Annotated in this window: 8 protein-coding genes; 3 read left to right on the forward strand and 5 right to left on the reverse strand. The window is 63.7% G+C overall.

The window, feature by feature from the left end:
- Positions 1–42: 42 nt before the first annotated feature.
- The 3 genes from ACX80B_RS02105 to ACX80B_RS02115 all read left to right on the forward strand — a co-directional run bounded on the left by ACX80B_RS02105 (position 43) and on the right by ACX80B_RS02115 (position 4,263).
- Positions 43–873: an ABC transporter ATP-binding protein gene (locus ACX80B_RS02105; RefSeq protein ID WP_459292861.1), complete on the forward strand. Its 831-nt coding sequence runs from the start codon at positions 43–45 to the stop codon at positions 871–873.
- Between the two features lie 2 nt (positions 874–875).
- A complete protein-coding gene (locus ACX80B_RS02110; protein WP_459292529.1) occupies positions 876–3,641 on the forward strand; it encodes an ABC transporter permease in 2,766 nt (921 codons plus the stop codon).
- A 103-nt stretch (positions 3,642–3,744) separates the two neighbouring features.
- Positions 3,745–4,263: a hypothetical protein gene (locus ACX80B_RS02115; protein ID WP_459292531.1), complete on the forward strand. Its 519-nt coding sequence runs from the start codon at positions 3,745–3,747 to the stop codon at positions 4,261–4,263.
- Positions 4,264–4,266: 3 nt separating this feature from the next.
- Here the strand turns inward: ACX80B_RS02115 and metG are convergent, their stop codons facing one another.
- From metG to ACX80B_RS02140, 5 genes are all read right to left on the reverse strand, one after another.
- Positions 4,267–5,820 carry a methionine--tRNA ligase gene (gene metG / locus ACX80B_RS02120; protein ID WP_459292533.1) on the reverse strand — a complete coding sequence of 518 codons (1,554 nt, stop codon included), beginning with the start codon at positions 5,818–5,820 and terminating at the stop codon, positions 4,267–4,269.
- Positions 5,821–5,974: 154 nt separating this feature from the next.
- Positions 5,975–7,579, reverse strand: coding sequence for a phosphoglycerate dehydrogenase (gene serA / locus ACX80B_RS02125; RefSeq protein WP_459292535.1), 1,605 nt, complete (start codon positions 7,577–7,579; stop codon positions 5,975–5,977).
- Positions 7,580–7,783: 204 nt separating this feature from the next.
- On the reverse strand, positions 7,784–8,809 hold the full coding sequence (gene ilvC, locus ACX80B_RS02130) for a ketol-acid reductoisomerase (protein ID WP_459292537.1): 1,026 nt from the start codon (positions 8,807–8,809) through the stop codon (positions 7,784–7,786).
- Between the two features lie 82 nt (positions 8,810–8,891).
- Positions 8,892–9,404 carry an acetolactate synthase small subunit gene (gene ilvN / locus ACX80B_RS02135; RefSeq protein WP_459292539.1) on the reverse strand — a complete coding sequence of 171 codons (513 nt, stop codon included), beginning with the start codon at positions 9,402–9,404 and terminating at the stop codon, positions 8,892–8,894.
- Positions 9,401–11,305, reverse strand: coding sequence for an acetolactate synthase large subunit (locus ACX80B_RS02140; RefSeq protein ID WP_459292541.1), 1,905 nt, complete (start codon positions 11,303–11,305; stop codon positions 9,401–9,403). Before ACX80B_RS02140 ends, ilvN begins: the two co-directional genes overlap by 4 nt.
- Between the last annotated feature and the right edge of the window lie 300 nt (positions 11,306–11,605).

Genomic DNA, 11,605 nt, shown 5'->3' on the forward strand with positions numbered 1-11,605 from the left:
AAAGAGGCCGGACAGTTCAACCCCCGGCCCGATCCGCTGGCCATGGCCGCGGCAATAGGTTTGAACCAACACCCAACCGATAAAGGAGCTATTCCTGTGCCCGATCATTCAGCGTCGCCCACGACGACGGCGTCGCCCGCCTTATCCCGGACCCAGGCCAGCGCCGCCCGGGGCCTGTCGAAGACGTACGGCAAAGGCGACACCCAGGTCCACGCCCTGCAAAACGTGGACGTGGGCTTCGAACGAGGCAAGTTCACGGCAATTATGGGGCCATCCGGCTCCGGCAAATCGACGTTGATGCACTGCCTGGCCGGCCTCGACAACGCAACGTCCGGTCAGATCTGGATCGGGGACACCGAAATTACCGGCCTGAGCGACAAGCAGCTCACCCGGCTCCGCCGTGACCGGGTTGGCTTCGTCTTTCAGGCCTTCAACCTCGTGCCCACGCTTACGGCCGAGCAGAACATGACTTTGCCGATTTCCCTCGCGAACGGCAAGGTCGACCAGCAGTGGTTCACCCATGTCACCGAAACGCTGGGGCTGGGGAACCGCCTCACCCACCGCCCGCACGAACTCTCCGGCGGCCAGCAGCAGCGCGTCGCCGTCGCCCGCGCCCTGTTGACCCGGCCCGACGTCATCTTCGGCGACGAGCCAACCGGCAACCTGGATTCGAAGGTCGGTGCTGAGGTGCTGTCCATGCTCCGCCGCAGCTCGCAGGAAATGGGCCAGTCAATCATCATGGTCACCCACGACCCGATTGCGGCCTCCTACGCGGACCGGGTGGTGCTGATGAACGACGGCGCCCTGGTCGGCGAACTGCACGATCCCCGCACCGAAGACATCCTCGCCGCGCTGACCAAGCTGGGAGGCTAGGAATGCTGCAGGTAGCCCTGTCCCAACTCAGAATGCACGCCCGCCGGTTCATCGCCGTCGGGCTCGCCGTGATGCTGGCCGTCGGATTCCTGACCGCCACGCTCACCGTCAACGCCACGACGAAAGCGTCCCTGCAGGCGAGCCTCGGTGAATCCTATGCCGGTGCGGATCTGGTCATCACTGCTCCCCCCGAGGGCGGCGGGATGCTGACCGGTAATACGTTGGAGACCGCCGGCGGACTGGATCCGGTCGAAGCTGCCTATGGGCAGATGCGGACCTTCGTTCCGTTCACCGCCGGCGGCGAAACCGGACACGCGTCGCTGACGAACACCGCCCCAACGGCGGAACTGGAAGCCGCGCAACTGCTCAAGGGGAAGCTGCCCACCCGCGCCGGGCAGGTCAGCGTTGACGAAGATACCGCAGAGCAATACGATCTGGCTCCCGGCGACGAGATCCTCCTCAATTCCATGGCACCGGTTCCGTCGGCACCAAAGTCGTCAGGCGACGACGGCGGCACGGCGGGCAGCGGGGACGACGGCGGCACACGCCCCGGCGAAACCCTCACCGTGAGTGGCATTGTCGCGGCGTCGAACAACCCAATGACGGCCAGCCAACCTCAGCTTCTCGCAACGAGCGAGCAGGTTCAGCAGATCTCGTCGGGGACCCCCTCCTATACGGCAATTCAACTCTCGCTGGCGCCCGGCACCGATGCGGCCGCAGCAGCGGAATCGATCGGCTCACAGTTGGACGGCTCTGGAAATGGCGAAACTGTCGCTGTCCTAACCGCCGAACAGCAGATCCTCACCGATGTCGCCGCCTTGACCGGAGGCACGGACCAACTCACGGTCGTCCTGCTCGCATTTGCCGTCATCGCCGTGCTCGTCTCCGGCCTGGTTATCGCCAACACCTTCTCGGTCCTGCTGGCCCAGCGTACGAGGGAACTCGCCCTGCTCCGCTGCGTCGGCGCCGGCCGGGCACAGATCCGGCTGTCGGTGCTGACCGAAGCGTTCCTGGTGGCGCTGGCCGCGTCCGGTCTCGGCGTGTTGTTGGCCGTTGGCGTCATGTTCGGCCTCGTCAGCTGGGCGCGCACCATCCCGGGCAGCGGTTTCGCAACACTGGCCGTTCCGCCGTCGGCAGTCATTGCCGGCATCGTCGTCGGAGTGCTGATGACGTTGATAGCTGCACTGGCCCCCGCCAAGGCGGCCACCGCCGTCGCACCATTGGCAGCCCTGCGCCCGGCCGAGGACGTCTCGGTTGGCAACAAACGCGGAAAGGTCCGCCTCGGCATCGGGATGTTCCTGCTCGTTGCCGGTGCTGTGATGCTTGTGGGCGGGGCGGTGACATCCAGCCTGTTGGTCGCCGTCCCGGGTGGAGCGTTCACCTTCATCGGCTTCCTGCTCTGCGCGACGCTGTTTGTTCCGAAGGTCGTCGCCGCGTTCGGGCGGCTGGCGGCGCCTCTTGGCGTTCCCGGCAAACTCGCCGCCGTGAACGCCGTGCGCAATCCCGCCCGGACCTCGTCGACGGCGGCGGCGCTGCTGATAGGCGTGACGCTGGTGACGATGATGATGACAGGTGCGGAAACCGCGCGCCACACTTTCGACGCCGAACTCGACGCGCGCTACCCGGTGGAAATGACGGTTTCAGGACCATCGGGCACCGGCACACCGTTGGATGCGGAAACGGCCGCTGCGGCCAGGGCGGTCGAGGGCGTGACTGCCGCGGTTTTCCTGCCGGTCGCGGGAACGTTGAAGATCGACGACGACGGCGAGGCAGGTGGTGAACCTGGCGATTCGGCGGGCAGCGAAACCGGCAGTGAGGCAAGCCGTGAAGCAGGCGGCGAGACTGGCAGCAACGGGGCTAACGACGTCGGCATAACCGAAGGAGGAGCCATCGGTGGACCGGAAAGCAACGGAATATTCGGCCGTGCGGTGCTTGCGCTTGAGCCCTCTGCGGCCGATGACGTGTTGCGGGACGATGCGATTGAGATCAACGATTCGACGATCATCATGCCCGCCGGGACCACGGAGAAGACGCTCACCGTCGTCGGCGCCTCCGGAGAAGTCACCCTGGATGTCGTCACGGCGGATACGGAAAACATGCCCGCTGTGGTCAGTACAGCAGTGATGCAGGAACTCGGCGGTCCGCTCCTGCAACAGGAAGCGGCCAGCGGTGCGCCTTCGGATGGCATGCCGGCCGGCGGGATGGCTGCCGCCGGGGTGCCGGAAATCTGGCTGGGTATTACACCCGGAATGGCTTCGGCAGATTTGATGGAGCTGCGCACGACGCTGGCTGACGTTCTCGGCGTGGATGACTTCCAGGTCTCCGGCGCCGCTGTGGAGAAAGCGATGTTCAATCAAATCATCGATATCCTGCTGCTGGTCGTGACGGCCCTGTTGGGAGTTGCCGTACTGATCGCCTTGATTGGCGTAGCCAACACACTCTCGCTGTCGGTCCTGGAGCGAACGCGGGAATCGTCGTTGCTGCGGGCGCTCGGGCTCACGCGCAATCAACTGCGCGCGATGCTCGCCGTCGAGGCCGTGCTCATCGCCGGGGTGGCCGCTCTGATTGGCATCGGTCTCGGGGCGCTTTACGGCTGGCTCGGTGCGCAGTCCGCCCTCGGATTGTTCGCCGCTGTGACGCCACAGCTGCCCTGGCTGCAGCTCGCCGGTGTCCTGGCTGTCGCCGTCGTGGCCGGTCTGGTGGCATCAGTGATGCCGGCACGGCGCGCGGCACGGCTCTCCCCCGTTGAAGGACTTGCGATGGAGTGAGGATCGGAAGGAGCAGGCAGGCCACTAAGTAGGCTTATAATTGCCGTATGTGACCGGGGAAGTCCTGGTCACATACGGCAATTGTGTATCTGGAGGAGAGCGAATGGCAGACACCCAGGCTGGCAAAACCGACGATAAGATTCTGGCTGCATATCTGCAGGACCACATTATGGCGGCCGATTCCGGGGCGCAGGTCTTCGAGGAAGCGCGGAAGCTGTGGGCTGGAACTCCCTATGGCGAGCGGATCCAGCAACTGTCCGCGGACATTGAACAGGACCGCCAGGAGCTACGGGCCATTGGCCGCAGTCTTGGAACGCACCTTCCGCCGCTCAAGACGGTAGTCTCACGGGTCGGCCGGACGCTCTCGCACCTCAACCCACTCAACCCGACGGGTTCCCGGTCCGGATTGCCCGGGCAACTTGAACTCGAGGGACTGCACACGGCTGTTGCCGGGAAGGAATGCCTGTGGCGGACGCTTGAGCGGATCGCACAGCGGGATACGCGGATCAACGCCGAGCAACAGAAACGGCTGGCCGAGCGCGCGGAAGATCAGCAGAACCGCATTATGGAACTGGTACTCGAAACCGCCGAGATCCGCTTCCGGGACGACATGTCGCTCTAGGCGTTATTCGGCCGGCTCTTCGTAGCGCGGGAAGATCGGCGTCGGTTTTGGCAGTTCCGTGCCCGGCACAATCCTGGCGCCCAGCGCTGCAAAGCTGCGGGCGTCGTCGTTCTGGCCAAGCACGGTGAGCAGCTTGGCCATCGACTCCGGCATCACCGGCTGGACCAGGATGGCCGCGACCCGGAGTACCTCCAGCGTCGTGTAGAGAACGGTGTTCATCCGCTCCGGATCCGTCTTGCGCAGCACCCAGGGCTCCTGTGCGGAGAAGTACCGGTTGGTATCAGCGATGACGGTCCAGATCGACTCCAGCGCCCGGTGGAAATCCTGGACCTCGAAGTCGGTCCTGCACTTCTCCAGCAGCGTTCCGGCCTTGGCAAGCAGTGCTTCATCAGCCTCGGCGAAGGTGCCCGGTTCGGGAACCTGCCCATTGCAGTTCTTGGCAGTCATGGAAAGCGAACGCTGCGCGAGATTGCCCAGGTCGTTCGCCAGGTCCGCATTCATCCGCCCGACGATGCCGTCATGGTTGTAGGAACCATCCTGGCCGAACGGAACTTCACGGAGCAGGAAGTAGCGCAGCTGGTCCAAGCCGTACGTGCCGACGAGCGAGAACGGATCCACGACGTTGCCCACGGACTTGGACATCTTCTCGCCCTTGTTGAACAGGAAGCCGTGGGCGTAGACGCGTTTGGGCAGCGGCAGCCCGGCAGACATCAGGAACGCCGGCCAGTAGACGGCGTGGAACCGGGCTATGTCCTTGCCGATCACGTGCAGGTCAGCCGGCCAGTAGGTCTTGTACGACTCCGACTCTGTCTCGGGGAATCCGACGCCGGTGAGGTAGTTGGTCAGCGCGTCGACCCAGACGTACATCACGTGTTCCGGGTGTCCGGGCACGGGAACGCCCCAGTCGAACGTGGTGCGGCTGATCGAAAGGTCGCGCAGGTCTCCACGGACAAAACTGGAAACCTCATTATGCCGCTGGGCAGGCCCGATGAAGGAGGGATTCTCCTCGTAAAGGGCCAGCAGCCGCTCCCGGTACTCGGACAGGCGGAAGAAGTACGTCTGCTCCTCGGTCCAATCGACCGGCGTGCCACTCTGGGTGGCATACCGTTGGCCGTCTTCCCTGACCTCGGTTTCGTCCTCGCCGTAATAGGCCTCGTCACGCACCGAGTACCAGCCGGCATAGGCGTCCAGGTAAATATCGCCGGCTTCTTCTATCCGCTCCCAGATGGCCTGGGCCGCCTTGACGTGGTCCTCATCCGTGGTGCGGATGAAGCGGTCCAGGGAGATGTTCAGAGCTGATTGCATGTCCTTGAACACCTGGGCATTCCGCTCCGCCAGATCGCGGACGTCGATCCCTTCCTTGTCCGCGGTCTGCTGCATCTTCTGGCCATGTTCATCCGTCCCGGTCAGGAACCTGACATCGTAACCGTCGAGCCGCTTGAAGCGTGCCATCGCGTCGGTGGCAATGACCTCGTAGGCGTGGCCGATGTGCGGCCGCCCATTCGGATAGGAGATGGCGGTCGTGATGTAGTACGGGGTCTGCTCAGAAGATTGCACTCTTAGAAATTACCTGCTTTCGGTCCTGCTTGTCGCTTCGTGACCCTTCGAAGGGGCGGGTCGGGAAAACATCGGTTCGGCCGGGGAGTAAAAGAGCGGGATATAGTCCACGGATCTGAAGAATTGACCCTAAACTACTCCCCGGCCGAACGGCTTACTCGGCCAGATCGACCTCGCGGGCGGCACTGGCTCCGATTTCATCGCGGATGCTTTCGAGAACCTCCTGCGAAACCGCGCTGTCAACGGTCAGCAGGCACATCACCGCGCCGCCGTCGTCGTTCCGGGAAACCTGCATGCTGGCAATGTTGGTCCCGTTCTCCCCCAGGATGCGGCCGAGCGTGCCGATGACGCCGGGGCGGTCCTGGTACGCGATCAACAGCAGGTGCTCGCTGATGGGGATTTCGACGTCGTAGCCGTTGACGTTGACGATCTTTTCGATCTGCTTGGGGCCGGTAAGCGTGCCCGCCACGGAAATCTGCGAGCCGTCGGAGAGCGCGCCGCGGATGGTGAGGACGTTGCGGTACTCGGGCGAATCCGGGGTGGTGATCAGCCGGGTGGTGATGCCCCGCTGTTCGGCCAGCACTGGCGCGTTGACGTAGGAAACCTGTTCGGAAACGACGTCCTTGAACACACCCTTGAGCGCGGCCAGTTCGAGCGACTTCACGTCGAACTCGACGATTTCGCCGGCCACCTCGACGTCGATCTGGGTCACCGAGTCGTGGGTGAGGGCGGTGAAAATCCGGCCGAGCTTCTCGATCAACGGAATGCCGGGGCGGACGTCAGGGGCGATAATGCCGCCGGCCACGTTGACCGCGTCCGGCACCAGCTCTCCGGCCAGGGCCAGCCGGACGGACTTCGCGACGGAAACGCCGGCTTTCTCCTGCGCCTCGGCGGTGGATGCGCCCAGGTGCGGGGTGACGATGACGTTGTCGTGCTCGAAGAACGGAAGGTCGGTGCTCGGCTCGTTCACGAAGACGTCGACGGCGGCGCCGGCGATCTTGCTCTCGTTCAGCGCCTTGTGCAGCTCATCCTCATCGATCAGCCCACCGCGGGCGACGTTGACGACGTAGGCGGTGTCCTTCATCTTGTCGAACGCCTCCGCGCCGATCATGCCTACCGTTTCCGGGGTCTTCGGCATGTGGATGGAGATGAAATCGCTCTGCTCGAGCAGCTCGTCGAGGGTCACCAGCTGAACGCCCAACTGCGCGGCACGGGCCGACGTCACGTAGGGATCGTAGGCCAGAATGGTGGTCTCGAACGCCTGCAGCCGGGCCGCAATGAGCGCGCCAATACGGCCGAGGCCGATGATCCCGATCTTCTTCTCATACAGCTCGGTGCCGGTGTATTTGGACCGCTTCCATTCACCGTTCTTCAGAGCGGAGCTGGCCTGCGGGATGTGCCGGGCGAGGCTGAGGATGTGCCCAACGGTAAGTTCCGCGGCGGACACAATGTTCGACGTCGGCGCGTTGACCACCATGACGCCGGCATGGGTTGCGGCCTTGATATCAACGTTGTCGAGGCCGACGCCGGCGCGGGCGATGACCTTGAGGTTCCTGGCAGCCGCAATGGCTTCCGCGTCGACCTTCGTCGCTGAACGGACCAGGATGGCATCGGCGTCGCCAATGGCTGCGAGGAGCTGTGAACGGTCCGCGCCGTCCGTCTGGCGTATTTCGAAGTCGGGACCGAGCGCCTCAACGGTGGCAGGTGAGAGTTCTTCGGCGATCAGGACGACGGGACGGGTGGCGTTGGCTGTTGGCACAGGGTTCCTCAGGCGGTTGCTCGGCTAATTCGGGAGTGGTACGGAGCTCACATCACGGTGGAACGTAAGCTCATATCCGGGTGGTACGCAATGGAGTCAGCAGTAGATGCACGATTCGCGGCTGAAAAGTGCATCTACTGCTGGATAGATTCCGATAGAGGGTGGAAGTCCGCTCAACGCGGTCTTCCACCAATCCCAAAGGACTTAGCGGGCGACGGAGCCCTCGGTGTAGTCGTCGCTGGTCTTGATCCAGGAGAACAGCTTGCGCAGCTCGCGGCCGGTCGATTCGATCGGGTGGCCCTCGCCCTTCTCGCGCAGCTGCTTGAACTCCGGAGCACCGGCGTCCTGGTCATCGATGAAGCGCTTGGCGAAGGAGCCGTCCTGGATGTCGGACAGCACAGCCTTCATGTTCTCCTTCACCGACGGGTCGATCACGCGCGGACCGGAGACGTAGTCGCCGTATTCGGCCGTGTCGGAAACGCTCCAACGCTGCTTGTTGATACCGCCCTCAACCATCAGGTCGACGATCAGCTTCAGCTCATGCAGCACCTCGAAGTAGGCTACCTCGGGCTTGTAGCCGGCCTCGGTCAGCGTCTCGAAGCCGTACTGGACGAGCTGTGAGGTACCGCCACACAGAACCGCCTGCTCGCCGAAGAGGTCCGTCTCGGTTTCTTCGGTGAAGGTGGTCTTGATGACGCCGGCGCGGGTTCCGCCGATGGCCTTCGCGTAGGACAGAGCAAGGTCCCAGGCCTTTCCGGAAGCGTCCTGCTCGACGGCGATCAGGTCCGGCACGCCGCGGCCGGCTTCGAACTCGCGGCGCACAATGTGGCCCGGTCCCTTCGGCGCAACCAGGGCGACGTCGACGTCGGACGGCGGCTGGATGTAGCCAAAGCGGATGTTGAAGCCGTGCGCGAAAAACAGGGCGTCACCGGCGGCGATGTTCGGCTCGATGTGCTCGGCGTAGACCTTGCGCTGGTCCTGGTCCGGGGTGAGGATCATGATCAGGTTGGCTTCCTCCACGGCCTCCGCCACGGAGACGACGCGCAGGCCCTCTGCCTCGGCCTTCGCGCGGGACTTGGAACCTTCGCGGAGCCCGACGCGGACGTCCACTCCGGAGTCGCGCAGGCTGAGGGCATGCGCATGGCCCTGGCTGCCATAGCCAATCACGGCGACATGGCGGTCCTGGATGATCGAAAGGTCTGCGTCGTCGTCGTACAAAATGTCAGCCACTTAAATATCTCCTAATATCTGCCCCGGATAGTGTGCAGCCGGCGAAATTCCGGCCGCCTTCAGGGTAGTTCTTTTTGGTTGATTACGCGGAACGGAGGGCGCGGTCGCTCATCGACTTCGCACCCCGGCCGATGGCCAGTGTCCCGGATTGAACAATTTCGCGGATGCCAAAGGGCTCCAGCACTGCCAGCAGTGCACTGAGCTTTTCGGCGACGCCGGTGGCCTCGATGATCAACGAGTCGGTGGACACATCGATCACTGAGGCCCGGAACAGATCTGCAGCCTGGGTGACCTGCAGCCTGGTGGTGGCATCCGCGCGGACCTTGACCATGATGTGGTCGCGCTGCACGGAAGCATCTGAGGCAAGCTCAACAATCTTGATGACGTTGATGAGCTTGTTCAACTGTTTGGTGACCTGTTCGAGCAGGTCGCCCTCGGCGTCGACCACCACGGTGATCCGGGACATGCCCGTGATCTCGGTGGGGCCGACGGCCAAAGAATGGATGTTGAAGGCACGGCGGGCGAATAAACCGGCAACGCGGGTCAGGACGCCGGGCTTGTCTTCTACGAGCACGGAAAGCGTATGGCGGTTCATGCTCTGTCCTCCTCTTCCCACTGGGGGGTCATGTTCCGTGCAATCTGGATCAGGTCATTGCTCACACCGGCGGGAACCATCGGCCACACCATCGAATTCGGGCTGACCACAAAATCGACGACGACGGGACGGTCGTTGATCTCGAGTGCCTGCTTGATCGTCGCTTCAATGTCCTCATCGCGTTCGCAGCGCAGTCCGGCACAGCCGTACGCCTCGGCGAGCTTCACGAAGTCCGGGATCCGGCGCGTGTTATGTCCGGTGTTCAGGTCCGTGTTGGAGTAGCGGCCCTCGTAGAACAGCGTCTGCCACTGCCGGACCATGCCCAGCGAGGAGTTGTTGATGATGGCGACCTTGATCGGGATGTTGTTGATCGCGCAGGTGGCCAGTTCCTGATTGGTCATCTGGAAGCAGCCGTCGCCGTCGATGGCCCAGACGGTCCGGTCGGGATTGCCGACCTTCGCGCCCATCGCGGCCGGAATCGAGTAGCCCATGGTTCCCAGGCCGGCGGAGTTCAGCCAGGCATGCGGGCGCTCGTACTTGATGAACTGCGCCGCCCACATCTGGTGCTGCCCGACGCCGGCGACGTAGACGCCTTCCGGTCCGGTCAGCGCACCGACCTGCTTGATCACGTTTTCCGGCGAGGAAAGCCCGTCTTCGGGATCGGTCCAGCCGAGCGGATAGGTATCGCGCAGCCGGTTCAGCTGGGACCACCACGGAGCGAGATCAGGCTGGCCGGTCTTCTCGAATTCCTCCGCGACGGCCTTCGACAGGTCCGGCAGGATTTCCTTCAGCGAACCAACAATCGGCACATCGGCGTTCCGGTTCTTGGAGATTTCGGCGGGGTCGACGTCGGCATGAATCACCTTGGCATTGGGTGCAAAGGAGGAGAGCACACCGGTGACGCGGTCATCAAAACGGGCACCGAGGGTGACCAACAGGTCTGCCTGCTGAAGCGCGGTGACGGCGGAAACCGATCCGTGCATACCCGGCATTCCGACGTGTTGTTCATGCGAGTCGGGGAACGCGCCGCGGGCGGTCAACGTCGTGGTCACCGGCGCGCCGGTCACTTCCGCCAGCTCCATCAATTCAGCCGAACCATGCGCCTTGACCACACCGCCGCCGACATAGAGCACCGGCCGCTGCGCCGAGGCAATCAGTCGGGCAGCTTCGCGGATCTGCTTGGGGTGGCCCTTGACGGTGGGCCGGTAGCCTGGCAGGTCGATCTTCGGTGGCCAGGAGAACGTCATCGGCCCAACCTGGGCGTCCTTGGCGACGTCGACCAGCACCGGGCCGGGCCGGCCTGTGGAGGCCAAGTGGAATGCCTCTGCCATCACACGCGGAATGTCCTGCGGATCGGTGACCAGGTAGGAGTGCTTGGTGATCGGCATGGTGATTCCGACGATGTCGGCTTCCTGGAACGCGTCCGTGCCGATCACGCTGCTGGCGACCTGGCCGGTGATGGCAACCATCGGAACCGAATCCATGTGCGCATCGGCAATCGCCGTCACCAGGTTCGTCGCGCCCGGCCCGGAAGTGGCGATGCAGACACCGGGGCGGCCGGTCACCATGGCATAGCCTTGCGCAGCGTGCCCGGCGCCCTGCTCATGCCGGACCAGGATGTGGTTGATCCGGTCCGAATCCATCAGCGGGTCGTAGGTGGGGAGGATCGCCCCGCCTGGCAGTCCGAAGACGTCGTCGACACCGAGCTCCTCCAGTGAGCGGACAATCGCCTGCGAGCCGCTCATCCCGATGGCCTCGACGGAATTGTTCGGGCCCGGGACGGGAGAGGCCGAGTGAGTTGCACTGACGACCTTCGCGGCCGCCTTTTTCGTCACGGCACCGGCTGCGGCCGGAGCTTTCGAGGCCATCAGCGTTGGGCTGATAGGCGAACCTTTACTCATCAGACTCTTCCTTTGCGGATCATCTCGCGGTACCGGTCCCGGGCGCCTCAGGCGGTGCGGGGCCGGCGTGGATCTTCATTTGGATACAAAAAAACCCCTCAGCCGGTGGCCGGCATCGGGGGTAAGCGCGTAACGAAGTGTTACCAGGCGGTAGGTGTTGGCCTACGTCACGCGCTTGGTAAGAAGTACTACGGATACGAACTGCATATCAGTAGTTTTCCGTCCCCAACGCCGGCTGTCAAACCGGGAGACTTCCTCGTCTCATTATATGGACTTACCGTCCACGGCTGTTACGCCGGG

The sequence above is a fragment of the Arthrobacter monumenti genome (assembly GCF_054511255.1).

Excerpts from the sequence above, each read along its gene's own strand:
- ACX80B_RS02140 (WP_459292541.1), bottom strand. The coding sequence starts at position 11,305 with ATGAGTAAAGGTTCGCCTATCAGCCCAACGCTGATGGCCTCGAAAGCT.
- ACX80B_RS02110 (WP_459292529.1), top strand. The coding sequence starts at position 876 with ATGCTGCAGGTAGCCCTGTCCCAACTCAGAATGCACGCCCGCCGGTTC.
- ACX80B_RS02105 (WP_459292861.1), top strand. The coding sequence starts at position 43 with ATGGCCGCGGCAATAGGTTTGAACCAACACCCAACCGATAAAGGAGCT.
- ACX80B_RS02115 (WP_459292531.1), top strand. The coding sequence starts at position 3,745 with ATGGCAGACACCCAGGCTGGCAAAACCGACGATAAGATTCTGGCTGCA.
- ilvN (WP_459292539.1), bottom strand. The coding sequence starts at position 9,404 with ATGAACCGCCATACGCTTTCCGTGCTCGTAGAAGACAAGCCCGGCGTC.